The organism is Thermomonas mangrovi, from assembly GCF_028201335.1.
Lineage (GTDB): Bacteria > Pseudomonadota > Gammaproteobacteria > Xanthomonadales > Xanthomonadaceae > Thermomonas > Thermomonas mangrovi.
This window is the reverse complement of record NZ_JAPEVV010000001.1, coordinates 576406-602053: the sequence shown is the minus strand read 5'-3', so window position 1 is coordinate 602053 and position 25648 is coordinate 576406. Positions and strand designations below refer to the sequence as shown.

The window sequence follows — 25648 nt, the reverse complement described above, 5'->3', positions numbered from 1 at the left end:
CTAAACAGGGCGCCCGGCCGCTGGCGGCAACCTACATCGTCGCGGCCTCATGCCGCGCTTCGGTATCGTTCCGCCATCGCCCGCAGCCTGGACTCGTCCCGCCGCAGCCGATCCGCGGTCTGCGCGATCCGCTGGCGCTCGCGCCAATCCGTCGCCCGTGGCAGGGCATCGATCCGCGCCTTCACGGCGTCCGCCTTCTTCACCGCCCATGCGGCCATGCGCTCGTTCTTCATGCCGGCAGGGTAGGGGTCGGAAATCTCCTACGCTGCGACATGGCGTCGCCTGACTGACCGGCGGCTGTCTGGGTGGCACTCTGCTGCCACGCCGCCCCGGAAGCTGCTGGAACGCCTGACGCAAGACGGGCAACGCACCCCGGGGCGGCGTCCTGTTCAGCTTCAGGTTGCCGGCAGCCCGCAAAGGGTCTAGGATGCGCGCCCTGCGAGGGGGATTCTGAGCGGCTCTGCCGTCAGATAGTAATCGAATCCTGCCCCCGCTACCAAGTTGCAGTGATGGATGCCGGCATGGGTGCATCACGGGCTCGGGCTCGCGGAACCCGTTGTTCCCGGGTTTCGCAATCCAGCGTCATCGGACAAAGGGCCCAATGGGCCCTTTGTCGTTTCCGGGTTCCGGGACTCCACGAACAGGTTCAACGTGACTGACAAGGCCGACGAAATCGCCGCGTTGCTCGCACCCACGGTCGCCGCCATGGGGCTGGAGCTGCTCGGCATCGAATACCTCCCTGCGCCGGGTGGCGCGGTGGTGCGCCTGTACATCGACGTGCCGCAGGCGGAGGCCGACGAACGCAGCGTCGGCATCGAGGATTGCGAGGCGGTCAGCCGCGAAGTCTCGGCCCAGCTCGACGTCGAGGACCCGATCAGCGGGAACTACACGCTGGAGGTGTCGTCGCCGGGGCTGGATCGCCCGCTGTTCGGCGCCGCGCAGTTCGCGCGCTTCGTCGGCGAGTCCGCCAAGGTCGCGCTGAAGTTGCCGCAGGACGGCCGCCGCCGCCTGCAGGGCAGAATCCTCCGCGTGGAGGGCGACGCCGTCGCCTTCGACGTGGACGGCAGCGAGCTGGTGGTCGACGCCAACAACGTCGACAAGGCCCGGCTGGTGCCGGACTGGGTGGCGCTGGGGCTCGCCCCGGCGAGGGACAAGTCGGGGCGCGATGCGCGCCCGGGCAAGCAGAAGAAGCCGACGCGCTAGGCGGAGGCGGCCGGGCGGCAGCCCGGCGGGGGTTGCGGGGCAGGTCCCGCGCAGCCGTGACCATGGACAACCAAGTGCCTGAGGTTCAACCGAAATGAGTAAGGAACTGCTGCTCGTCGTGGATGCCGTCGCCGCCGAGAAGGGTGTGCCGGAGTCGGTCATCCTCGAGGCGATCGAAGCCGCGCTGGCGTCCGCCGCCAAGAAGCGCTACGTCGACCAGGACGTGCTGGTGCGCGTGCAGATCGACCCGAAGGACGGCAGCTACGAGACCTTCCGCCGCTGGGAAGTCGTGGCCGACGACGTGGTGATGGAGTCGCCCGACCGCCAGGTGCGCCTGATGGACGCGCTCGACGAGAGCGAGGACGCCGAGGTCGGCGACTACATCGAGGAGCAGATCGAGAACCCGGACTTCGGGCGCATCGCCGCGCAGGCCGCCAAGCAGGTGATCGTGCAGCGCGTCCGCGAGGCCGAGCGCGCGCAGGTCGTCGATGCGTGGAAGGACCGCGTGGGCGAGCTGGTCACCGGCGTGGTCAAGCGCGTCGAGCGCGGCAGCATCTACGTCGACCTGGGCGGCAACGCCGAGGCGATCATTGCCAAGGACAAGGGCATCCCGCGTGACGTCCTGCGCACCGGCGACCGCGTCCGCGGCTACCTGTTCGACGTGCGTTCCGAGCCGCGCGGCCCGCAGCTGTTCATCAGCCGCGCCGCCCCGGAATTCATGATGGAGCTGTTCAAGCTGGAGGTGCCGGAAGTCGGCCAGGGCCTGGTCTCGATCATGGCCTGCGCGCGCGACCCCGGCGACCGCGCCAAGATCGCGGTGCTCGCGCACGACAACCGCACCGATCCGATCGGCGCCTGCATCGGCATGCGCGGTTCTCGCGTGCAGGCGGTGACCAACGAGCTGAACGGCGAGCGCGTCGACATCATCCTGTGGAGCGACAACCCGGCGCAGTACGTGATCAACGCGATGGCGCCGGCGGAGGTGCAGTCGATCATCGTCGACGAGGACAAGCACTCGATGGACCTCGCGGTCGCCGAGGACAAGCTGGCGCAGGCGATCGGCCGCGGCGGCCAGAACGTCCGCCTGGCCAGTCGCCTGACCGGCTGGCAGCTCAACGTGATGACCGCCGACCAGGTGCAGGCGAAGTCGGAGGCCGAGCAGGCAGCGGCGCGCCAGCTGTTCATGGACAAGCTGGAGGTCGACGAGGAGATCGCCGGCATCCTGGTGGCGGAGGGCTTCAGCACGGTCGAGGAAGTCGCCTACGTGCCGGTCGGCGAGCTGCTGGCGGTCGAGGGCTTCGACGAGGACATCGTCGAGGAGCTGCGTTCGCGCGCCCGCGACGCCTTGCTGAACGACGCGCTGGCGGTGGAGGAGGGCCTGGAGGAACACCAGCCCGCCGAGGACCTGCTGGCGCTGGACGGCATGGACGAGGCCACCGCCTACGCCCTGGCCGAGCGCGGCATCCGCACCCGCGAGGAACTGGCCGAGGCCGCCACCGACGAGATCGACGACATCGAGGGCATCGATGCCGGGCGCGCCGCGGCGCTGATCATGGAAGCGCGGAAGCACTGGTTCGAGTGACCGCCGGCGCGCCGACGCGCGCCAACGCGATAAACTCGCCCACCCATGCCCGGGCTTGCCCCGGGCCAGCAACGGAATCCGAATGTCGCAACAAACCACCATCCGCAAGCTGGCCGAACTGGTGAACACGCCGGTCGAGAAACTGCTGGAGCAACTGGCCGAGGCCGGCATGAGCTTCAGCGGTCCCGACCAGGTCGTGACCAGCATGGAGAAAGTGAAGCTGCTCGGCTTCCTCAAGCGTTCGCACGGCAAGGCCGAGGCGGCCGCCGAGGACGTCGTCGCGCCGAGCAAGATCACCCTCAACCGCAGCCGCAAGCAGGAAATCACGGTCGGCGGCGGCAAGGCCGGCCGTGGCGCCGCCAGCACCATCGACGTCGTGGTGCGCAAGAAGATCACCCTCAAGCCCGGCCAGGGCGAGGCGCGCGGCGCGCAGGCGGGCGGCGACGACGAGCGTGCCGAGATCCTGCGCAAGCTGGAGGAATCCCGCCAGCGCAACCTCGCCGAACAGCAGGAGCTGGCGGCCAAGGATCGCCAGCGCTTCCAGGAACTCGAGGAGCAGAAGCGCCAGGCCGAGGCCGAGGCGGCGCGCGTCGCCGCGGAAGCCGCGGCCAGCGCCGAGCTCGCGCTCGAGGAAGCCGGCAAGCACAAGGGCCACCATGGACAGGCGCCGAAGCCGGCCGCCCCGCGCGAAGCCGACAAGGCCGCCGCGCACAAGGGCAAGGCGCATCGCGGCTCGCACGTGATGGTCACCAGCGTCGAGGACGACGACAACACCGCGCGCTTCGCCGGCCAGTTGCACCTGTCCGCGTCCGAGCGCGCCCGCCGCAGCACCAATGCCCGCGGCAAGGCCGGTCGCCCGCAGCGCCGCGCGCCCGACCAGTCGCGCACCGGCACCGGCTTCAACAAGCCGACCGCGCCGATCGTGCGCGAGGTGTCCATCGGCGAGGCGATCACCGTGGCCGACCTTGCGCAGAAGCTGGCGCTGAAGGGCGGCGACGTGGTCAAGGCGCTGTTCAAGATGGGCGTGATGGCCACCATCACCCAGACCATCGACCACGACACTGCCGTGCTGGTGACCGAGGAACTCGGCCACAAGGCGGTCGCCGCGGCCAGCGACGACGCCGAGTCGGAACTGCTGGCGCAGGCCGGGCAGGCGCAGGGCGACAAGACCTCGCGTCCGCCGGTGGTGACCATCATGGGCCACGTCGACCATGGCAAGACCTCGCTGCTCGACTACATCCGCCGGACCAAGGTGGCGTCGGGCGAGGCGGGCGGCATCACCCAGCACATCGGCGCCTACCACGTGGAGACGCCGAAGGGCACGATCAGCTTCCTCGACACCCCTGGCCACGCGGCATTCACCCACATGCGCCAGCGCGGCGCGAAGCTGACCGACATCGTGGTGCTGGTGGTCGCGGCCGACGATGGCGTGATGCCGCAGACGGTCGAGGCGATCCAGCACGCGAAGGCGGCCAAGGTGCCGCTGATCGTCGCGATCAACAAGATCGACAAGTCCGACGCCGATCCGTCGCGGGTCAAGAACGACCTGCTGGCGCACGACGTCGTCGCCGAGGACTTCGGCGGCGATACCCAGATGGTCGAGCTGTCGGCCAAGACCGGCCTGGGCGTGGACGACCTGCTGGACGCGATCAACCTGCAGGCCGAGGTCCTCGACCTCCAGGCCGTGCACGAGGGCCGCGCCGCCGGCGTGGTGATCGAGTCGGCGCTGGACAAGGGCCGCGGCCCGGTGGCCACGGTGCTGGTGCAGCAGGGCACGCTGGCCAAGGGCGACTACCTGGTCTGCGGCATCCAGTACGGCCGCGTGCGCGCCCTGTTCGACGAGACCGGCGGGCAGGTGCAGCAGGCCGGCCCGTCGATCCCGGTGCAGATCCTCGGCCTGTCCGGCGTGCCGGATGCGGGCGACGACTTCGTGGTCGTGGCCGACGAGCGCCTGGCCAAGGACGTGGCCCAGCAGCGCGACGCCAAGCGCCGCGAACTGCGCCTGGTCGCCTCCGCGGGCAACCGCATGGAGGACATCATGGCGCAGATGGGCGACGGCGCCAGCCAGCAGACCCTGAACCTGGTGGTCAAGGCCGACGTGCATGGCTCCATGCAGGCGCTGCGCGAGGCCCTGACCGGCCTGTCCAACGAGCAGATCCGCATCAACGTGATCGGTTCCGGCGTCGGCGGCATCACCGAGTCCGACGCCCAGCTGGCGGCGACCTCGAAGGCCACGGTCATCGGCTTCAACGTGCGCGCGGACGCCTCGGCGCGCCGGGTGATCGAGGGCAACGGCGTCGACCTGCGCTACTTCTCGATCATCTACGACGTCATCGACCAGGTGAAGCAGGTCGCGTCGAACGTGCTGGGCAAGGAAGTGCGCGAGGAGATCATCGGCATCGCCGAGGTCCGCGACGTGTTCCGCAGCTCGAAGTTCGGCGCGGTCGCCGGCTGCATGGTGGTCGAGGGCGTGGTCAAGAAGTCCAAGCCGATCCGCGTGCTGCGCGACAACACGGTGATCTTCGAGGGCGAGCTGGAATCGCTTCGCCGCTTCAAGGAGAACGTGGACGAAGTCCGCGTCAACACCGAGTGCGGCATCGGCGTGAAGGCCTACAACGACGTCCAGCCGGGCGACCAGATCGAGTGCTTCGAGCGCATCGAGGTGCAGCGCACGCTGTAAGGCGTGCGCCCCGCCATGGCGCAGAAATCCTTCCATCGCACCGACCGGGTCTCGGCGCAGTTGCGCCGCGAACTCGGCACCCTGGTCCACGAAGCCGTGCGCGAGCACGGCCTGGCCTCGGCCAGCGTCTCCGACGTCGAGGTCACCCGCGACATGGCGCACGCCAAGGTGTTCGTCACCGTGCTGCTGGCCGATCGCGCGGCTGAGACGGTGAAGGCGTTGAAGGCGCTGGCGCCGGAGATCCGCTACCAGCTCGCGCGCGCGGTCAAGCTGCGCCACGTGCCCGAGTTGCACTTCCATTACGACGAATCGGTGGATCGCGGCGAGCGCATCGATTCCCTGCTGCGCGACCTCCGCGCCAGTGACGACGCCGAATAGGCCCGCGCCCCCGCGGGAGCGCCGCCCGCGCACCGTGTTCCGCCGGCTGGACGGCATCCTGCTGCTGGACAAGCCGCAGGGGCTGTCGTCGAACCAGGCCCTGCAGCGCGTGCGCCACCTGTTCCGCGCCGAGAAGGGCGGCCATACCGGCAGCCTGGACCCGCTCGCCACCGGCCTGTTGCCGGTCTGTTTCGGCGAGGCCACCAAGATCGCCGGCGGCCTGCTGGGCGCGCGCAAGGCCTACGAGACCGTGGCCCGGCTCGGCATCGTCACCGATACCGACGACGCCGAGGGCCAGCCGCTGCGCGAACGCCCGGTGCCGGCGCTGACCATCGACGCCATCGATGCCGCGTTGAAACGACTGACCGGCCGCATCCGCCAGCGCCCGCCGATCTATTCGGCGCTCAAGCGCGGCGGCGAGCCGCTGTATGCCAAGGCGCGGCGCGGCGAAGCCATCGAGGTCGAGGAGCGCGAGGTCGACGTCCACGCCTTCGACCTGCTCAATGCCGACGACCTGCTCGACCGCGGCGAGCCGCAGCTGCGCCTGCACGTCGAATGCGGCTCCGGCACCTACGTGCGCAGCCTGGTCCGGGACCTCGGCGAGGCGCTGGGCTGCGGCGCGCATGTCGCCGAGCTGCGCCGGCTGTGGGTGGACCCGTTCCGCGAGCCGCGGATGTGGACGCTGGACGCGCTGGAAAACCTGCTGGCGCAGGCGGGCGAACGCGTGCTGGATGCCTGCCTGCTGCCGATCGAAGCCGGCATGGCTTCGTGGCCGCAGGTGCGGGTGAGCGAGGCGCAGGCGCATCGGCTGGGGCGTGGCCAGGGCTTGCGCGGGCCGTACAAGCCGGCGGGGCAGGTCGCGATCGTGGACGAGGGCGGCCGCGGCCTGGGCCTGGGCGACGTGGATGCCGAGGGCGCTTTGCGGCCGACCCGCCTGTTCCGCTGGGCCGCGGCGACCCAGGGCGGCGAACCACCCGCCGGCTGACCGGTTTGCTGCGCTGCAGCGCGTTGCCGCGGAAGCCCTGCACGGGCTATACTCCCGCTGCTCTCCGGAGCGCTTTTCATTTCCCATCCCGACGAACCGCGCGGTGCGCGGGCCCTCGTGCCCCTGTTCCTGCCGGTTTCGCGACTACGAGGCCACCATGTCCATCGATTCCCAGAAAGTCATCAACGAACACAAGCGCGGCGACAACGACACCGGTTCGCCGGAAGTGCAGGTCGCCCTGCTGACCGCCCGCATCGAGCAGCTGACCGAGCACTTCAAGGTGCACAAGCAGGACCACCACAGCCGGCGCGGCCTGCTGATGATGGTGAACCGCCGTCGCAGCCTGCTCGACTACCTGCACCGCAAGGATGCGGAGCGTTACAAGGCGCTGATCCAGAAGCTGGGCCTGCGTCGCTAAGCGATACCCGACCGCGGCGCAGCGATGCGCCGCGGTCTTTTTTGCGGCACGCCTTCGCGGCGGGCCGGCACCACACCAACGCGGCGCTGCCGCATTCCCGCACCGCACCGGCGGTGCAGCGCACGGGGCGGGGCCCCGCGGCGTAGACGAGACAGACGAACCAAGGATTCCCACGTGGCGAAAATCACCAAGACCTTCCAGTACGGCAAGCAGACCGTCACCCTCGAAACCGGCGAGATCGCGCGCCAGGCCGGTGGCGCCGTCATGGTGTCGTGCGACGGCACCATGGTGCTGTGCACCGCGGTGGCGGCGAAGACCCAGCGCGAAGGCCAGGACTTCTTCCCGCTCACCGTGGACTACCAGGAGAAGTTCTACGCCGGTGGCCGCATCCCGGGCGGCTTCTTCAAGCGCGAAGGCCGCGCCACCGAGAAGGAAACGCTGACCAGCCGCCTGATCGACCGCCCGATCCGCCCGCTGTTCCCGGAAGAGTTCAAGAACGAAGTCCAGGTGATCGCGACGGTGATGTCGCTGAACCCGGAAGTCGACGGCGACATCCTCGCCCTGATCGGTTCCTCGGCGGCCGTCGCCCTGACTGGTGCCCCGTTCCAGGGCCCGATCGGTGCCGCCAAGGTCGGCTACAAGAACGGCCAGTACCTGCTGAACCCGACCACCAGCGAACTGGTCGATTCCGACCTCGAGCTGGTCGTCGCCGGCACCAAGGACGCCGTGCTGATGGTGGAGTCCGAGGCCCGCGAGCTGTCCGAGGACGTGATGCTGGGCGCGGTGGTGTTCGGCCACCAGCAGATGCAGGTCGCGATCGACGCGATCAACGCCCTGGTCGCCGAAGCCGGCAGGCCGAAGTGGGACTGGCAGGCCCCGGCCAAGAACGAGGCGCTGATCGGCGCGCTCAAGGCCGCGATCGGCGACAAGCTGGCCGCCGCCTTCCAGGTGCGCGACAAGCTCGAGCGCAAGGACGCGATCTCCGCGCTGAAGAAGGCCGTGCTGGCCGAGATCGCGCCGCAGGTCGAGGCCAACGGCTGGAACCCGGCCGAGGCGTCGAAGGAATTCGGCGAGCTGGAGTACCAGACCATGCGTGGCGCGGTGCTCGACACCAAGGTCCGCATCGACGGCCGCGCGCTCGACACCGTGCGCCCGATCACCTCGAAGGTCGGCGTGCTGCCGCGCGTCCACGGTTCCTCGCTGTTCACCCGCGGCGAGACCCAGGCGATCGTCGCCGTGACCCTCGGCACCGCCCGCGACGGGCAGGTGATCGACGCGGTCGCCGGCGAGTACAAGGAACACTTCCTGTTCCACTACAACTTCCCGCCGTACTCGGTCGGTGAAGCCGGCCGCATGATGGGCCCGAAGCGCCGCGAGATCGGCCATGGCCGCCTCGCCAAGCGCGGCGTGCTGGCGGTCATGCCGACGATGGAAGCCTTCCCGTACACCATCCGCGTGGTCTCGGAGATCACCGAGTCGAACGGTTCGTCCTCGATGGCCTCGGTCTGCGGTTCCTCGCTGGCGCTGATGGACGCGGGCGTGCCGGTCAAGGCGCCGGTCGCGGGCATCGCGATGGGCCTGGTCAAGGAAGGCGACGACTTCGTCGTGCTGTCCGACATCCTCGGCGACGAGGACCACCTCGGCGACATGGACTTCAAGGTCGCCGGCACCGCGAACGGCATCTCCGCGCTGCAGATGGACATCAAGATCCAGGGCATCACCGAGGAGATCATGAAGGTCGCGCTGGCGCAGGCCAAGGCCGGCCGCCTGCACATCCTCGGCGAGATGGCCAACGCGCTGACCGCGCCGCGCGGCGAGCTGTCCGAGTTCGCGCCGCGCCTGCTGACCATCAAGATCCATCCGGACAAGATCCGCGAGGTGATCGGCAAGGGCGGTTCGGTGATCCAGGCGATCACCAAGGAAACCGGCACCCAGATCGACATCCAGGACGACGGCACCATCACCATCGCCTCGGTCAACGCCGCCGCCGGCCAGGCCGCGAAGGCGCGCATCGAGCAGATCACCAGCGACGTCGAGCCGGGCCGCATCTACGAAGGCAAGGTCGCCAAGATCATGGACTTCGGTGCGTTCGTGACCATCGCCCCCGGCAAGGATGGCCTGGTCCACGTCTCGCAGATCTCCAACGAGCGCGTCGAGAAGGTCTCGGACAAGCTCAAGGAAGGCGACGTGGTCAAGGTCAAGGTGCTCGAGGTCGACAAGCAGGGCCGCATCCGCCTGTCGATGAAGGCCGTGGAAGAAGGCGAGGGGACGGGCGAGTAATCCCGCCGCGCCATCGCTGCACCCCTCGGAAAGCGGGCTTCGGCCCGCTTTTCGTTTGTGCGCCATACTCCCCGCACGACCCCCGTGGAGCGGAATGCGATGCGCAGGCAGCGACGCTGGTTCCGATGGCTGTTGGCCGTGGCAGGCGCGGTCGTGCTGGCGCTCGCAGGCATCTGGTGGTGGTCGATGCCGTCCGCCGGCGACCCCTTCTACACGGCGCCCACGCCGCTTCCGCCCGCGGCCGGAACGCTGCTGCGCAGCGAGCCCTATACGCACGATATCCCGAGCGGGGCGCGCGCGTGGCGCATCCTCTACACGACCCGCGATGCGCATGGCGCATCCGCGTTGGCGAGTGCGTTGGTGGTCGCGCCGGCCGCCGGGCAAGCGCCTTATCCGGTGGTCGCCTGGACGCATGGCACGACCGGTGCGGTCCCGGGCTGCGGTCCGCTGCCGCTGGGCTTGCCGTTCGCCAACGTGCCCGCGTTCCCGCAGGCGATCCAGGCCGGCTGGGCCTTCGTCGCCACCGACTACGCGGGGATGGCCGCGCCCGGCGTCGCGCCCTACCTGGTCGGGCTCGGCGAGGCGCGCTCCACCCTCGATGCCTTGCGCGCGGCGCGCCAGGTGCGCGGCCTGGCACTGGCGGATGCCACCGTGGTCTGGGGGCATTCGCAGGGCGGGCACGCAGCGCTGTGGACCGGGGTGGAGTGGCCGCGCCATGCGCCGGAGCTGCGCCTGCTTGGGATCGCGGCCGCGGCGCCGGCGACGGACCTGCCGGTGCTGCTGTCGCGCATCGCCGACGAACCGGTCGGCCGGATCATGGGCGCCTTCGTCCTGCGCGCCTATGCCGACACCTACGACGACGTCGATTTCGCCGCCGAAACGCATGCAGCCAGCCGCTGGCTGGCGCGGGACATGTCTGCGCGTTGCCTGGCCGGCAAGCAGGCGTTGGTGTCGGTGGGCGAAGCGATGCTCGCCGGCGGCTCCATCTTCGCCGGTGCCCCGGCCGATGGCGCCTTCGGTGCGCGCCTGCGGGAGAACATCCCGCCGCCGCTGACCGACCTCCCGGCGTGGATCGCGCAAGGCGATCGCGACACCCTGGTCCTGCCCGATGTCCAGCGCGGGTACGTGCAGCGTGCCTGCGCCGCCGGGGCGACGCTCGAGTATCGCGAGTATCCCGGCGAGGACCACCTCTCGCTGGTCAAGGCCGATGGGGCCTATGCGCGCGACCTGCTGGCATGGACGCAGGCCCGGTTTGCGGGCGCGCCGGCGCGGGGATGCCGCTAGCGGGCGATCACGACTGCGCCTCGGGATGCCGCGCCATCCACTCGGCCAGCGCGGTGCGATAGGCCGCCAGTTCCTCGGCGTACAGGTCGAACACGCAGACCGCGCAGCCGCTCTCGCAGCAGTCCGAGGGCAGCGGCGATTCCGGCGGCAGGGGACGCGGGTCGGTGGCGGGTGCGTTGGGCTGCGGCATGGCGTCGGGGTGGGCGGTCGCGGAACGGGCGGTCGCGAAGTGGGCGGTCGCGGAGCGGCGATTATCGAATGCGACGCCTGCCTTGCCCATGCCGCCACAAGCGGTTCCAATGCGGCATGTCCCGCGATCCGATGCCGAGCTTGACCCGCCGCCGCCTGTTGTCGGCTGCCGTGGCGGCGGCCGCAACGACGACGTTGCCCCTGCGCGCCGCTGCGTCCTTGCCCACGACATGGATCCCGCCCGACTGGCTGCTCGACGACCTGCCGCGGCAGATGCGCGCGCTCGGGGTGCCGGGGATCGGCATCGCGGTGGTCGAGGACGGCGCGCTGGCGTGGTCGCGCAGCGTCGGCATCGCCGACGCGACGCGTGGTACCCCGGTGGACGACGCCTCGTTGTGGGAGGCGGCCTCGCTCAGCAAGCCGGTGTTCGCCTACGCCGTCCTGCAACTGGTCGATCGCGGTGAACTCGCGCTCGACGCACCGCTGGTGCGCTATGCGCGGCCGGCCTACCTCGGGAAGTCCCCTTGGCTCGCGCGCATCACCGTTCGCGACGTGCTGCGGCATACCACCGGGCTGCCGAACTGGCGCAAGGAACCCGCCCGCGAGCCCCTGGAGCCGGCGGTCGCGCCGGGCACGCGCATCGACTATTCCGGCGAGGCCTTCACCTGGTTGCAGCTCGCGGTGGAGGCGGTGACCGGCGAAAGCCTCGACCAGAGCCTGCACCGCCTCCTGTTCGATCCGGCGGGCATGCGCGACAGCAGCTACGGTTGGGATGCGGCGCTGGCGGCGCGCTCGGTCTTCGGGCATGGCGGACCGGACGACGTGCAACCGGGATTGCCGCCGCAGGGCCTGCGCGATGCCTGGGAGGCGGCGGAGCCGGTCGCGCTGCGCTGGGGCAAGGCGTTGTCGGACTGGCGCTATGCCGACGCCGAGCGCGCCTTGCCGTTGGTGCAGGCGGGCGCCAGGGCCGGGGTGGCGCACTGGCCCGGGGACATCCTCGCCAATGCGGCCGCCAGCCTGCGTTGCACGGTGCGTGACTACGCGCGCCACATGGCGTTGGTGGTGCATCCCCCGCGCGCGCCATGGGCGCTGCGGGAGGCCACCCGCAACGCGATGCTCAGCGCGCAGATCGCCCTGCCGGGGCGCTACACCGGGAAGACCCTGGGCTGGAACCTCGAGGCCACCCGCATCGGCCCGGTGCTGTACCACTCGGGCAGCAATGCCGGGGTGTTCAAGACCTTCGCGCTGGGCGATGCGGCGCGCGGCCGGGCGCTGGTGGTGATGACCAACGCCGCCTCCGGCAACCTGCTGTACCGCCGCGTGGTCCGTGCGGCGACCGGGCTCGACCTGCTCGCGTTCGACCTGTGAGGCGCCGCCTCAGCCGCGCTTCAAGCCCTTCAACGCATCCGCCATCGCACTGTTGAACGGTGCCGCGGCCGGTTGTGCTGCGCGCGGTGCCGGGCCGCGCCCGCGCTCGTGGCCCGGGTTGCCGGCGCGGCGCGCATCGCGCGCGCCATCAGTCGGGCGCGCGGCGGGCGGGGCCGGGCTGTCGTCGAGGCGGCGGGTGAGGGCGATGCGCTTGCGCGCGACATCGACCTCCAGCACCTTCACCTTGACGATGTCGCCGGCCTTCACCACGTCGCGAGGATCCTTCACGTAGCGGTCGGACAATGCCGAGATGTGGACCAGCCCGTCCTGGTGCACGCCGATGTCGACGAAGGCCCCGAATGCGGCAACGTTGCTGACCACGCCTTCCAGCACCATGCCGGGGCGCAGGTCCTTGATGTCCTCGATGCCGTCGGCGAACTGCGCCGCCTTGAACTCGGGGCGCGGGTCGCGGCCCGGCTTCTCGAGTTCCTTCAGGATGTCGCGCACGGTCGGCTCGCCGAAGCGCGCATCGGTGAACTGCGCCGGCTTCAACGCGCGCAGGAAGGCGGTATCGCCGATCACCTGCTTCACCGTGCGCCCGCCACCGGCAAGGATGCGCTCGACCACCGGATAGGCTTCCGGGTGCACCGCCGACGCATCCAGCGGTTCGTCGCCATCGGCGATGCGCAGGAAGCCGGCGCATTGCTCGAAGGTCTTCTCGCCCAGCCGCGGCACCTTCAGCAGCGCCTTGCGCGAGGCGAACGCGCCATGCTGGTCGCGGTACACCACGATGTTCTCGGCGACGCCGGCGGTCAGGCCGGAGACCCGCGCCAGCAGAGGCGCGGACGCGGTATTGAGGTCCACGCCGACCGCGTTCACGCAGTCCTCGACGCGCGCGTCCAGCGCACGCGCCAGCTGGTACTGGTCGACGTCGTGCTGGTACTGGCCCACGCCGATCGCCTTCGGCTCGATCTTCACCAGCTCGGCCAGCGGATCCTGCAGGCGCCGCGCGATCGAGACCGCGCCGCGCAAGGACACGTCGAGCCCGGGGAATTCGCGTGCGGCGAGTTCGGAGGCGGAATACACCGATGCCCCGGCCTCGCTCACCACCATCTTCTGCATGCCCAGCCCGGGGGCGCGCTTGAGCAGGTCGCCGGCGAGCTTGTCGGTCTCGCGGCTGGCGGTGCCATTGCCGATCGCCACCAGCTGCACGCCATGCGCGGTGCACAGCCGCTCCAGCGTGGCCAGCGACGCGTCCCATTGCCGCCGCGGCTCGTGCGGGTAGATGGTCTCGGTGGCGACCAGCTTGCCGGTGGCGTCCACGACCGCGACCTTGACCCCGGTGCGCAGGCCCGGGTCCAGCCCGAGCACCGCCTTGCGCCCCGCCGGGGCGGCCAGCAGCAGGTCGCGCAGGTTGTCGCCGAACACCGCGATGGCCTCGGCTTCCGCCTTCTCGCGGGCCTGGTTGAACAGGTCGAGCAGCAGGTGCATGTGCAGTCGTGCGCGCCAGGCGAGCCGGCAGGCGCCGCGCAGCCAGGCGTCGGCCGGTCGGCCGCGGTCGGCGATGCCGGCATGCACGGCGATCCGGCCTTCGGCGAGCGCGTGCCCGGCTTCGGCATCGCTGCCGGGGTCGAGGTCGAGCTGCAGGAATTCCTCGCGGCGCCCGCGGAACAGCGCGAGCAGGCGATGCGAGGGAATCCGCGCCAGCGGCTCGGCATGGTCGAAGTAGTCGCGGTACTTCTCGCCGGCGGCCTGCTTGCCTTCGACCACCCGCGCGCGTATCACGCCTTCGCGCGCCAGCCAGTCGCGCAGCTCGCCGAGCAAGGCCGCATCCTCGCTCCAGCGCTCGATCAGGATGGCGCGCGCGCCGTCCAGCGCGGCCTTGGCATCGGCGACGCCCTTGCCGGCGTCGACATAGGCGGCAGCGGCAGCCTCCGGTAGCAGGCCCGGATCGGCGAGCAGCGTATCGGCCAGCGGCTCGAGGCCTGCTTCGCGTGCGATCTGCGCCTTGGTCCGGCGCTTCGGCTTGTAGGGGAGATAGAGGTCCTCCAGCCGCGACTTGCTGTCGGCGGCGAGGATCTCGGCGCGCAGGGCATCGTCCAGCTTGCCCTGTTCGTCGATGCTGGCGAGGATCGTCGCGCGGCGCTCCTCCATCTCGCGCAGGTAAGCGAGGCGCTGGTCCAGCGTGCGCAACTGGGTGTCGTCGAGGCCGCCGGTCGCTTCCTTGCGGTAGCGCGCGATGAACGGGACGGTGGCGCCTTCGTCCAGCAGGCCGACCGCGGCTTCCACCTGCGCGGGTTGCGCACCGATCTCGGTGGCGATGGACAGGGCGATCTTGCGCGCGGTGGCGGCGGGCAGTGCAGGCATGCGGGGCGGTGTCGGCGAACGAGGGACCACGATTGTCGCCGTCCGCCGGCGGCGGCGACAGCTTGACAGCCGCGGCTCAGTCGGGGACGCGCGGGTGGCGACGCGCTACGTACAGGCCCAACCCGACACCCAGCGCCGACATCGCGAGCATGTAGTGGATCGGCGCGGCCGGGTGGTCCTTGATCGCCATGCTCAACAGCACGGGGGTGAGGCCGCCGGCGATCGCATAGGCCATGTTGTAGGCGAAAGACAGGCCGGAGAAGCGCACCGGTGCGGGGAAGCCACCCACTGCGATCGCGGGCACCAGCGCGGTCAGCCCGACCGCGAAACCGGCCAGTGCGTACAGCCCGTGCGAGTAGGCGCCGGCCATCGCGTTCGAATAGAAGGCGAAGAAGACGGCACCGAGCATCACGCTCCACAACGCCAGCACGCGCCCGGCGCCGAAGCGGTCGGCGAGCACGCCGGCGGCGAGGTTGGCGACCACGCAGGCGAGGATCGCCCAGGTGTTGCCTGCCAGGGCCTCGCCGCGCGGCACGCCTAGGCCCTGCAGCAGGGTCGGCATCATCAGCAGGGTCACCACCACGGCGGCAGTGAGCAGCCAGGTCAGCAGCATCGCCAGCAGCACCGCGCCGCCATGCGCGCGCAGCACGGTCTTCAGCGGCAGTTCGGCGGCCAGCGCGCGCCGCGCCTGCAGTTCGGCGAACACGGGGGTCTCGTGCAACTGCCGGCGCAGCACCATCGCGAGCAGGCCGAACACGCCGCCAACCACGAACGGCACGCGCCAGCCCCAGGCGAGCAGGGTGGCCTCGTCGAACGCGGCGTTGACCGCACGCGCAACCAGCGAACCGAGCAGGATGCCGGCGCACAAGCCGGCAGAGAGCGCGCCGCAGGCCAGCGTGCGGTGGCGCGGCGACACGTGCTCGCTCACGAACACCCAGGCGCCCGGTGCCTCGCCGCCGATCGCCGCGCCCTGCAGGAGGCGCAGCAGCAGCAACAGCAACGGCGCGAGCACCCCGGCCTGCGCGTAGGTCGGCAGCAGGCCCATCAGCAGGGTGGGCACGGCCATCATCAGGATGCTCAGCATGAACATCCGCTTGCGCCCGAGCAGGTCGCCGAAATGCGCCATCACCACGCCGCCCAGCGGGCGCGCCAGGTAGCCGGCGGCGAAGATCCCGAAGGTCTGCACCATCCGCATCCAGCCCGGCATGTCGGCGGGGAAGAACAGCGCGCCCATCGTGGTCGCGAAGAACACGAAGATCACGAAGTCGTAGAACTCGAGCGCGCCGCCCAGCGCGGACAGGGTGAGGGTCTTGGCCTGTTGCCGGGTCAGGCCGGCGGGTGCGGTCGGGGCGGGCGCATGCATCCCGCCAAGCGTATGCGATGCGCGGCCCGCGGCGAAGTGCCCACGGGCAGGCTGCCCGGCGCGGGGGCCGCGTGCCACACTCGAGAGGGTCCTTTGCAACGGCGGAGCATGGCGATGCGCGAGCGGCGATCGGGTTGGGCACTGGCATTGGCGGTGGCTGCCGCCGTTGGCAGTGGCGTGGCGACGGCGCAGGTCGCGCCGATGACGCCGGACATCACCGGCAAGAAGTTCGTCGCCCCCGAGGTGCCGCGCGATTTCACCAAGCGGGTGGTGATGATCCCGATGCGCGACGGGGTCAAGCTGTACACCGTGATCGTGATGCCGAAGGGCGCCACCAATGCCCCGATCCTGCTGACCCGTACGCCGTACAACGCCGCCAAACGCGCCGAACGGGTGCCGAACGCGACCCGCATCGTCGATGCATTGCCGCAGGGCGACACCGTGTTCGCCGAGGACGGCTACATCCGCGTGTTCCAGGACGTGCGCGGCAAGTACGGTTCTGAGGGCGAGTACGTGATGACGCGGCCCCCGCGCGGACCGCTGAACACCACCGGCGTGGACCACGCCACCGATGCCTGGGACACCATCGACTGGCTGGTCAAGCACGTGCCGGAGGGCAACGGCCGGGTCGGCATGCTGGGTTCGTCGTACGAGGGGCTGACCGTGGTGATGGCGCTGCTGGACCCGCATCCGGCATTGAAGGTCGCGGCGCCCGAGAGCCCGATGGTGGATGGTTGGATCGGCGACGACTGGTTCCAGAATGGCGCGTACCGGCAGGTCAACCTCGGCTACTTCACCGGGCAGATGACCGCGCGCGGGGCGGGCAGCGAGATCGCGCGCGCCACCAACGACGACTACACCAATTTCCTGCGTGCCGGGTCGGTGGGTGCGTACGCCCGCGCGGCCGGCCTCGACCAGGTCCCGGCCTGGCACAAGGTCAGCCAGCACCCCGCCTACGACGCGTTCTGGCAGGGGCAGGCGCTCGACAAGCTGCTGGCGAAGCTGCCCGCCATCCAGGTGCCGACCATGTGGGAGCAGGGCCTGTGGGACCAGGAGGACATCTACGGCGGGCACACGGCCTGGGCCGCGCTGGAAGCCAAGGACACCGACAACACCCGCAACTTCCTGGTGATGGGGCCATGGCGGCATAGCCAGGCGAACTACGACGGCAGCAGCCTCGGCGACCTGCGCTTCACCGGCGACACCGCGCTGGAGTGGCGCCGCGACGTGCTGAAGCCGTTCTTCGACCAGTACCTGAAGCCGGGCGCGCCGGTGGCCAATACGCCCCCGGTGTGGATCTACGACGCCGGGCGCAACCGCTGGAACACCTACCAACGCTGGCCGCAGGCCTGCGCGCAGGGCTGCGCGAACACGTCGCTGCCGGTGTACCTGCACGCCGACGAAACCCTGCGCGCGAACGCCCCGGGCGCAGACGGACCGCAATACGCGGAATACGTGTCCGACCCCGCCAAGCCGGTGCCGTTCGTGCCGCGCCCGGTGGACATGGGCGACCGCGCGACCTGGACCACCTGGCTGGTCAAGGACCAGCGCTTCGTGGATGGTCGCACCGACGTGCTGACTTACTCGAGTGCGCCGCTGACGGCGCCGCTGGTGCTGGCCGGCATCCCGCAGGTGCGGTTGGAGGCCTCGACCTCGGGCACCGACAGCGACTGGGTGGTCAAGCTGATCGACGTCTATCCCGACCTCAATCCGGACGATCCGAAGATGGCCGGGTTCCAGCTGCCGCTGGCGATCACCATCTTCCGCGGCCGCTACCGCGAAGGCTTCGACCGCCCGGCGCCGTTGCAGGCGGATGCGCCGCTTGCTTACGCCTTCGACCTGCCGAACGTGAACCACGTGCTCAAGCCCGGGCATCGGCTGATGGTGCAGGTCCAGTCCACCCTGTTCCCGCTCTACGACCGCAACCCGCAGGCCTACGTCGACAACATCTTCTTCGCCAGGCCGGGCGACTACCGCAAGGCGGTGCAGCGGGTGTGGGCGACACCGGCGCATGCCAGCCGCATCGACCTGCCGGTGGTATCGGGCCGCCTGCCCTGAGCGCATGTTGGACTAGAGTGGCGAAGAAATAGGAAGGAGTCGACGCATGCCATCGACCAGTCCCGAGCTGGAACTCTTCGTCCGCGAGGCGCTGGCCCGCGGGCAGTCGCGGGCCGCGATCCGCGAAGCCTTGGCGGCCGCGGGATGGCGCGATGAGCAGACCCGCGGCGTGCTGGACGGCTACGCGGACGTTGCGTTCCCGGTGCCGGTCCCGAAGCCGCGCGCCTCGCTCTCCGCCAAGGAGGCATTCCAGTACCTGGTGCTGTTCGCCACGCTGTATTTCAGCGCCTACCACCTCGGCAGCCTGCTGTTCGACCTGGTCAACCGCGCCCTGCCGGATCCGGCGGACCAGGCGCGATTCCCGATGTTCGGCGATTCGATGCGCTTCTCGGTCGCCGCGCTGGTCATCGCGTTCCCCGTATTCGCATGGATGTCGCACCGGGTTGGCGTGGATGTCGCGCGGCATCCGATCAAGCGGCTGTCGCCGGTGCGGCGCTGGCTGACCTACCTGACCCTGTTCGTGGCGGCGGGCATCCTGATCGGCGACATGACCTCGCTGGTCTACAACCTGCTCGGGGGCGAGGCCACGCCGCGCTTCCTGTGCAAGGTCGCGGTCGTGGCGATGATCGCCGGCGGGGTCTTCCACTATTACCTGCACGACCTGCGGCGCGAGGAGGCGGAGGCATGAGCACCAGCAGCCTCGGGCGCAGGTTGATGCTGGTGGCGACGGCGGTCGTGGTCGCGACCCTGGGCGCGGCGTTGTGGGTCATGGAGTCCCCGTCGAAGCAGCGCGACCGACGGATCGACGAGCGGCGGACCGGCGAACTCACCGCCATCGCCAATGCGGTCGACGCGTGGCGCGCAAGCAAGGCCAGCCTGCCGCCTTCGCTCGCCATCCTCGCGGCCGAACCGGGGGCCTCCCTGGCGGTGGTGGATCCGGTGGATGGCACGCCCTACGAATACCGCATCGTGTCGACGTCGCGCTACAGGCTGTGCGCGCGCTTCGCGACCACGACCTCGAGTGGCGATGCGGATGGCGCACCGATGTTCCGGGCAACGACGGAATGGCAGCATCCCGCCGGGCGGCACTGCTTCGAGCGCAAGGCGGGCCGTTCGGACGATGACGCGCCCGCCGGGGCCGTCGTCCGCTAGCCGGAAAACAGGTCGTCCTGCGCCGGGCTGCCATCCGGCGCGGCGAAGCCCGCCAGGCCCACGCCGGCCAGGCGGTAGCGTGTCCCGGGCGGCAACGCGACCCGGTCGCGCAACGCGCAGGCGATGTCGGCGCAGGCGGCTTCGCTGGTGGGGGGCTCCGCCGCGGTCAGGCTGCGGGTGAGCACGCGGAAATCGGCGGTCTTCAGCTTGAGCACCACGGTGCGCGCGATGCGCTCGGGATGCCGTTCGCGCTCGCGCAGGTAGCCGGCCCAGGCCTTGGCTGCCAGTCGGCGGACATGCGGCTCGAGTTCGGATAGCAGGAGATCCTGCTCGAAGGTGTCTTCCGCCGACACCTGCAGGGTGGGCCGTTCGGGTTGCACCGCCCGCGCGTCGATGCCCCACGCCAGTTCATGCAGGCGTGCGCCCCAGCGGCCGAAGCGGCGCTCCAGCACGTCGCTGCCGCAGCTGCGCAGGTCCGCGCAGGTGGCGATGCCGAGCGCGACGAGCTTCGCTTCCATCACCTTGCCGACGCCGGGCAGCTTGCCCACCGGCAGCGGGGCGAGGAAGGCCTCCACCATCGCCGGCTTGAGCACGAACTGGCCATCGGGCTTGTTCCAGTCGCTGGCGATCTTGGCGAGGAACTTGTTGGGCGCGATCCCGGCCGAGGCGGTGAGGTGGGTCTCCTCGCGGATCGCGTCGCGGATGCGGGTGGCGATGGCGGTGGCGCTGCCGAGGTCCTGCTTCGGCACTGTGACGTCGAGGTAGGCCTCGTCCAACGACAGGGGCTCGATGAGGTCGGTGTGGCGCTCGAAGATGCCGCGGACCTGCCGCGACACCGCCTTGTAGCGCACGAAGTCCGGCGGCACGAAGACCGCGTCCGGGCACAGGCGCTCCGCGCGCACCGCCGGCATCGCCGAGCGCACGCCGAACACGCGGGCCTCGTAGCTGGCTGCGCACACCACCGAACGCGCGCCGCGCCAGGCGACCACCACCGGCTTGCCGCGCAGCGCGGGATCGTCGCGTTGCTCGACCGAGGCGTAGAACGCATCCATGTCGACATGGATGATCTTGCGCTGCGGGGATTCGCTCACGCCGCGATTCCAGGACGGGCGTGTCGCAGGATCAGCGCCAGAACACGATGCGGTCATGCCCGGGGTCGGGGCGGTTCTTGCGCGCGCGGCGGTCGCTGTAGGGCGGTCGCGCGATGCGCAGTTCGTGGCGACCAGGTGGCAAATCGCGCACATCGATCATCGCCAGCAGGGCGGGGCGGTCGGTGCGCGGGTCGTTGCTGGCTTCGTAACGGAGATCGGCCAGCGGCCTGCCGTCCAGCGACACCGCATGCAACCTGCCGAGGCAGACGAGCAGTGCCGCCGCGCGGGCCTCGTCGGTCGCGGAACCGTCGACCGCGCACTGGCGCATCGGTGCCTCCACCCGGCGCGGCACGTAGGGCACCACCAGCTTGAGGTACGGCCCGCGCACCACCATGCCCGGGATGTAGGGTTGCGCGCGCGCCTTGAGCGGATCGCGCTGGTCGTCGTAGGCGTCGGTCTCCACTTCCAGCGCATCGCTGGACGGGAACAGGCCGTAGTTGCCGATCCATTCCGGCCGCTGCAGGCCGATCAGGCTGCTGGTCGCGGTCGCCATCGCCAGGACGACGGCGCCGTTGAACAGCAGCATCGCCTGCCGCTGGCCACCGTTGCTGGACAGGATTGAGAGGATCGGGCTCTTGCTGACGCCCATGCCGAGCCGCGATCCGATCCGCAGCACCGCGCGGATCGCCCGGTGGGCCAGGCCATCCGCCGGCAGGCGGGCGCCGAACTGGCGGTCGAGCAGAATGGCGGCCAGCACCGGCAGGAACAGCGCGGCGAAGATCGCCGCGAACAGGTACATCACGTTGATCCGCCAGCCGAGGCCCGCGGCGACCAGGTTGAGCAGCGCCATGCCGCCGCAGAACACCACGCAGATCACCGCCAGCATGCTGGCGATCAGCACCCCCACGGCGAAGGCCACGCTGGCGCGGTTGTCCGCGCGTTCGACCGTCTCTTCCATGCTGGATGCGCGCTCGCGCTCCACCTCGGACTGGATCGGCCCCATGTTCAGCTTGTCGAAGCGGATCCCTTCGGGATACACCGACTGCATGCCGACCAGGGCAATCCACATCGCGCGCAGCATCAAGTGGATGACGAAGGTCGCGGCCAGCACCACGGCGGCGCTCTTGGCGTAGACGTAGGACATCACCACGACCATCCGCCAGTCGCCGTTGACGCGCGGTTCCAGCGCCATCAGCACGCCGTCCAGCCAGCCCGGCAACTGCAACATGGCGAACACCGCCACGCCGGAAATCAGCAACTCGACTTCCCAGGTGGGCGTGGTGCGGCTCGGCAGCGGCGTGTTCGATTCGGGTTCGCTCATGGCCCGGCATGGTGCGGGCCATGCGCGGGGCTGGCAAGCCTCAGGTCAGGCCGAACGCGTAGTACAGGCCGATCACCACGAACACCGCCGCGGTCTTGACCAGGGTCACCGCGAAGATGTCCTTGTAGGCCTGCCGATGGGTCAGCCCAGTCACCGCCAGCAGGGTGATCACCGCGCCGTTGTGCGGCAGCGTGTCCATGCCGCCGGAGGCCATCGCCGCCACCCGGTGCAGCACGTCCATCGGGATGCCAGCGGCATTCGCGTTGGCGATGAAGGTGTCGGCCATCGCCGCCAGCGCGATGCTCATGCCGCCCGACGCCGAACCTGTGATGCCGGCCAGCGCGGTGACCGTCACCGCTTCGTTGACCAGCGGATTCGGGATCGCGCCCAGCGCATTGGCGACCACCAGGAAGCCGGGCAGGGCCGCGATCACCGCGCCGAAGCCGTATTCCGAGGCGGTGTTCATGCCGGCCAGCAGGGCGCCGCCGATCGCCGACTTGCTGCCCTCGGCGAAGCCGGCGACCACCGGCTTCCAGGCGAACAGCAGTACGCAGGCGATGCCGGCGAGCAACGCGCCCTCGACCGCCCAGATCGCGGCGACCTTGGAGATTTCCTGCACCACCGGGGTCGGGTTGCCGATCACCGCCGGCACGAAGCTGGCGCTCTCGCCGTAGTGCGCCGGGATCCACAGGGTCAGCAGCTTGTTGGCGATGCCGACCACCAGCAGCGGCAGCAGCGCGACCAGCGGATTGGCCAGCTTGCCGCCGGCGAAGGCCGCCGGTTCGTTGACCAGCTTGGCCGGGTCGCCGTAGCCCTCGCCGGCACGGGCAGCGACGCGCCGGCGCCAGTCCAGGTACGCCAGGCCGACGACCAGGATGAAGACGCCGCCCAGCGTGCCGAGCACCGGCGCGGCCCAGGTATCGGTGCCGAAGAACGTGGTCGGGATGATGTTCTGGATCTGCGGGGTCCCCGGCAGCGCATCCATGGTGAAGGTGAACGCGCCCAGCGCGATGGTGCCCGGGATCAGCCGCTTGGGGATGTCGCCCTGGCGGAACAGCTCTGCGGCGAACGGGTAGACCGCGAACACCACCACGAACAGCGAGACGCCGCCGTAGGTCAGCAGGGCGCAGACCACCACGATCGACAGCATCGCCCGCTGCGCGCCGACGACGCGGATGGTCGCGGCGACGATGGCCTTGGAGAAGCCGGACAGCTCGATCACCTTGCCGAACAGCGCGCCGAGCAGGAACACCGGGAAGTACAGCTTGAGGAAGCCGACCATCTTCTCCATGAACAGGCCGGTGAACATCGGCGCGACCTGCGACGGATCGGTCAGCAGCACCGCGCCGAGGGCGGCGACCGGCGCGAACAGGATGACGCTGTAGCCGCGGTAGGCCACGAACATCAGGAAGCACAGCGCGGCCAGCACGATCAGAAACGACATCGCCATCCCCGGCGGAGGAACTCGGGCTGGGAGTGTGGCCCGCCCGCCGGGGCGGCCCCATTGTCCGAACGTCCAATGCCGCCGCGGCCGCGACCGGCCTACCGTGCGTCCATCGGCGGCGAGCGTGCCGACCGCGTGCATGCACCCGTGAGGAGGGGACAGATGAAGCGCAAGCAATTGAGCATGGCGATCCAGGGCCTGCTGGCCGTGTCGCTGCTGGCGACCACGCCGGCGATGGCGCAGGACGCCGCGCCGCAGGGCGGCGAGAAGAAGACGACCACGCTGGAGGCCGTCAAGGTCACCGCCCGCAAGCGCGAGGAGACCCTGCAGGAAGTGCCGGTGGCGGTCACCGCGTTCACCGCGGAGACGCTCGACAAGCTCAACGTCAAGGATCTTGCCGACCTCGATGCGCAGGTGCCGAACCTGACGATCTACGCCGCCCGCGGCTCCAACACCACGCTGACCGCGTACATCCGCGGCGTCGGCCAGTCGGATCCGCTGTGGGGCGTGGACCCGGGCGTGGGCCTGTACATGGACGACGTCTACATCGCCCGTCCGCAGGGCGCGTTGCTGGACGTGTTCGACGTCGCCCGGGTCGAGGTCCTGCGCGGGCCGCAGGGCACGCTGTACGGCAAGAACACCATCGGCGGCGCCATCAAGTACGTCTCCAAGGGCCTGTCGCCTGAGTTCAACGGCTACGGCTCGGTGACCGTGGGCAGCTTCGGCCAGCGCGATTTCAAGGCGGCGGTCGGCGGCGGCCTGGGCGGCAGCGAGTACCTGCGCGGCCGAATCTCGGTGGCCAGCCTCAACAACGACGGCTACGGCGAGAACATCGTCACCGGCGACCCGGTGAGCAACAAGGACACGCTGGCCTATCGCCTCGCGCTGGGCGCCTACGTCACCGACGCGGTCGACCTGCAGTTCGCGCTGGACCACGTGAAGGACAACTCCGGCGTGCGCGGCGCGCAGATGCTGGAGGCCAACCGCTTCGTGCCCAACACGCCGCCGCTGGACAGCCGCTACGACGTGCGCAACGGCATGCCGAACGTCAACGAGACCACGATGAGCGGCGCGTCGATCACCGCCAACGTGCGCGCCAGCGACGACTGGACCTTCAAGTACGTGCTGGCCAAGCGCGAGTCCGACACCGAGACCAACATCGACTTCGATACCACCCAGTCCAAGATCGCCGACGTCAAGGCGTTCTACAACGACGAGCAGGTGACCCACGAGCTGCAGGCCAACTACGACGGCGGCGGCCGTTCGCGCGGCGTGCTCGGCGTGTACCGGTTCGACGGCTATGCCGGTGGCCGCGTCCTGAACAACTTCTTCAACCTGCTGTTCGGCGATACCCAGGGCAAGGTCTACACCGAGAGCTACGCGCTGTACGCAGACTGGACCTTCGACGTCAGCGAGCAATTCAGCATCGACGTTGGCGCGCGCTACACCAACGAGGACAAGCACGCGATCGTGCTCAACCGCGGCTACGCGGACGGCAACTTCACCAAGCCGATCTCGGTGGCGGCGAACTTCGACAAGACCATCACCTTCAAGAACTTCTCGCCGAAGATCTCGATGGACTACCAGCTCACCCCGGACGTGCTGCTGTACGGCGTGGCCAGCCGCGGCTTCAAGTCCGGCGGCTACAACATCCGCGCGCAGGCGGTGGCGGTGCCGCGCTCGGCCGAGCCGTTCGACGACGAGCAGGTCGACAGCTACGAGATCGGCACCAAGATGGGCCTGTTGGACCAGCGCCTGTTCCTGAACCTCGCGGCGTTCCACAACAAGTACAAGGACATCCAGCTGTCGGTGTTCACCGCCTACGACAGCAACGGCGACGGCACCGACGACGCGTTCTTCGGCGACTTCACCAACGCCGGCGCGGGCACCGTGCAGGGCCTGGAGGTCGAGTACCAGTGGCTGCCGACCAGCCACTGGGCCATCACCGGCAACCTCGCCTGGCTGGATGCGAAGTACGACCGCTTCATGTACGCCGGCGTGAACATCGCCGACGAGCAGCAGTTCACAAATGCGCCGGAGTTCTCCGGGGCGCTGAACGTCGAGTACCGCACCCAGGTCGGCAACGGCGACCTGTCCGCGCGGATCGGCTACAGCTACCAGTCGTCGGTCATCGCCACCACCGAGATCATCCGCGCGGAGATCCCGCCGAACGGGCGCCCGCCGATCTCGCAGGATGGCTACGGCCTGCTCAGCGCCGGCATCATCTGGAACATCAACCCGGCATGGACGGTGTCGCTGCAGGGCACCAACCTGGCGGACGAGGAATACCTGACCACCGGTTACAACCTCAACCGCGCGCTCGGCGTGTACACCGGCTTCTACGGTCCGCCGCGCCAGTACAGCCTCAGCGTGCGCTACAACTTCTGATCCCGGCAGATACCGGCCGGTTCGGACGGGGGCGGGCTTCGGCCCGCCCTCGCGTTATGCTCGCCCGCGCATGCAACGCGCCCATTCCAACCCATTC

General features: G+C 69.9%; 20 protein-coding genes. 13 read left to right on the top strand and 7 right to left on the bottom strand.

Annotated features, from left to right (window positions below; genetic code table 11):
* Nucleotides 1–47 precede the first annotated feature (47 nt).
* Entirely contained in the window at nt 48–233 is a 186-nt protein-coding gene (locus ON759_RS02850) for a hypothetical protein (protein WP_271678828.1), read from the bottom strand.
* Nucleotides 234–651: 418 nt separating this feature from the next.
* Between ON759_RS02850 and rimP the strand changes: the two genes are divergently transcribed.
* The 8 genes from rimP (at nt 652) to ON759_RS02810 (ending at nt 10810) form a co-directional block, all read left to right on the top strand.
* Nucleotides 652–1203, top strand: coding sequence for a ribosome maturation factor RimP (rimP, locus tag ON759_RS02845; RefSeq protein WP_271678827.1), 552 nt, complete (start codon nt 652–654; stop codon nt 1201–1203).
* 94 nt (nt 1204–1297) lie between these two features.
* Entirely contained in the window at nt 1298–2785 is a 1488-nt protein-coding gene (gene nusA, locus ON759_RS02840; RefSeq protein ID WP_271678826.1) for a transcription termination factor NusA, read from the top strand.
* Nucleotides 2786–2867: 82 nt separating this feature from the next.
* Entirely contained in the window at nt 2868–5465 is a 2598-nt protein-coding gene (gene infB / locus ON759_RS02835) for a translation initiation factor IF-2 (protein ID WP_271678825.1), read from the top strand.
* 15 nt (nt 5466–5480) lie between these two features.
* Nucleotides 5481–5843, top strand: coding sequence for a 30S ribosome-binding factor RbfA (gene rbfA, locus ON759_RS02830; RefSeq protein ID WP_271678824.1), 363 nt, complete (start codon nt 5481–5483; stop codon nt 5841–5843).
* Nucleotides 5827–6828, top strand: a complete 1002-nt coding sequence (gene truB / locus ON759_RS02825) for a tRNA pseudouridine(55) synthase TruB (protein ID WP_271678823.1) — start codon at nt 5827–5829, stop codon at nt 6826–6828. The genes rbfA and truB overlap by 17 nt, the downstream gene beginning before the upstream one ends.
* Nucleotides 6829–6985: 157 nt before the next feature.
* Nucleotides 6986–7246, top strand: a complete 261-nt coding sequence (rpsO, locus tag ON759_RS02820; RefSeq protein WP_271678822.1) for a 30S ribosomal protein S15 — start codon at nt 6986–6988, stop codon at nt 7244–7246.
* 174 nt (nt 7247–7420) lie between these two features.
* Nucleotides 7421–9526: a polyribonucleotide nucleotidyltransferase gene (gene pnp, locus ON759_RS02815; protein WP_271678821.1), complete on the top strand. Its 2106-nt coding sequence runs from the start codon at nt 7421–7423 to the stop codon at nt 9524–9526.
* A gap of 99 nt (nt 9527–9625) precedes the next feature.
* On the top strand, nt 9626–10810 hold the full coding sequence (locus ON759_RS02810) for a lipase family protein (protein WP_271678820.1): 1185 nt from the start codon (nt 9626–9628) through the stop codon (nt 10808–10810).
* 7 nt (nt 10811–10817) lie between these two features.
* On the opposite strand, the gene ON759_RS02805 is transcribed toward ON759_RS02810, so the two are convergent.
* Entirely contained in the window at nt 10818–11000 is a 183-nt protein-coding gene (locus ON759_RS02805) for an oxidoreductase-like domain-containing protein (protein WP_271678819.1), read from the bottom strand.
* A gap of 140 nt (nt 11001–11140) precedes the next feature.
* On the opposite strand from ON759_RS02805, the gene ON759_RS02800 reads away from it, so the two are divergent.
* The gene (locus tag ON759_RS02800) at nt 11141–12367 is read left to right on the top strand and encodes a serine hydrolase domain-containing protein (protein ID WP_271678818.1); all 1227 of its coding nucleotides are present in this window, start codon (nt 11141–11143) and stop codon (nt 12365–12367) included.
* A gap of 9 nt (nt 12368–12376) precedes the next feature.
* Here the strand turns inward: ON759_RS02800 and ON759_RS02795 are convergent, their stop codons facing one another.
* Together ON759_RS02795 and ON759_RS02790 are read right to left on the bottom strand one after the other, a co-directional pair.
* Nucleotides 12377–14734, bottom strand: a complete 2358-nt coding sequence (locus tag ON759_RS02795; protein ID WP_271678817.1) for a Tex family protein — start codon at nt 14732–14734, stop codon at nt 12377–12379.
* 76 nt (nt 14735–14810) lie between these two features.
* A complete protein-coding gene (locus tag ON759_RS02790) occupies nt 14811–16097 on the bottom strand; it encodes an MFS transporter (RefSeq protein ID WP_271678816.1) in 1287 nt (428 codons plus the stop codon).
* A gap of 114 nt (nt 16098–16211) precedes the next feature.
* Between ON759_RS02790 and ON759_RS02785 the strand changes: the two genes are divergently transcribed.
* The 3 genes from ON759_RS02785 to ON759_RS02775 are packed head-to-tail and all read left to right on the top strand — an operon-like array spanning nt 16212 to nt 19307.
* Complete coding sequence (locus ON759_RS02785) at nt 16212–18155, top strand: CocE/NonD family hydrolase (protein ID WP_271678815.1); 1944 nt, start codon at nt 16212–16214, stop codon at nt 18153–18155.
* A 46-nt stretch (nt 18156–18201) separates the two neighbouring features.
* The gene (locus ON759_RS02780) at nt 18202–18843 is read left to right on the top strand and encodes a DUF5671 domain-containing protein (RefSeq protein ID WP_271678814.1); all 642 of its coding nucleotides are present in this window, start codon (nt 18202–18204) and stop codon (nt 18841–18843) included.
* The gene (locus ON759_RS02775; RefSeq protein ID WP_271678813.1) at nt 18840–19307 is read left to right on the top strand and encodes a hypothetical protein; all 468 of its coding nucleotides are present in this window, start codon (nt 18840–18842) and stop codon (nt 19305–19307) included. Before ON759_RS02780 ends, ON759_RS02775 begins: the two co-directional genes overlap by 4 nt.
* On the opposite strand, the gene dinB is transcribed toward ON759_RS02775, so the two are convergent.
* From dinB to ON759_RS02760, 3 genes are read right to left on the bottom strand one after another with little or no spacing between them, the layout of a single operon-like run.
* Nucleotides 19304–20398, bottom strand: a complete 1095-nt coding sequence (gene dinB, locus ON759_RS02770) for a DNA polymerase IV (RefSeq protein ID WP_271678812.1) — start codon at nt 20396–20398, stop codon at nt 19304–19306. The genes ON759_RS02775 and dinB overlap by 4 nt on opposite strands.
* Nucleotides 20399–20429: 31 nt before the next feature.
* Nucleotides 20430–21719 (bottom strand): hypothetical protein, encoded by a 1290-nt coding sequence (locus tag ON759_RS02765; RefSeq protein ID WP_271678811.1) that lies wholly within the window; start codon nt 21717–21719, stop codon nt 20430–20432.
* A 40-nt stretch (nt 21720–21759) separates the two neighbouring features.
* Nucleotides 21760–23163, bottom strand: coding sequence for a GntP family permease (locus tag ON759_RS02760; protein ID WP_271678810.1), 1404 nt, complete (start codon nt 23161–23163; stop codon nt 21760–21762).
* Nucleotides 23164–23325: 162 nt separating this feature from the next.
* Between ON759_RS02760 and ON759_RS02755 the strand changes: the two genes are divergently transcribed.
* A complete protein-coding gene (locus ON759_RS02755) occupies nt 23326–25551 on the top strand; it encodes a TonB-dependent receptor (protein ID WP_271678809.1) in 2226 nt (741 codons plus the stop codon).
* Nucleotides 25552–25648: the final 97 nt, after the last annotated feature.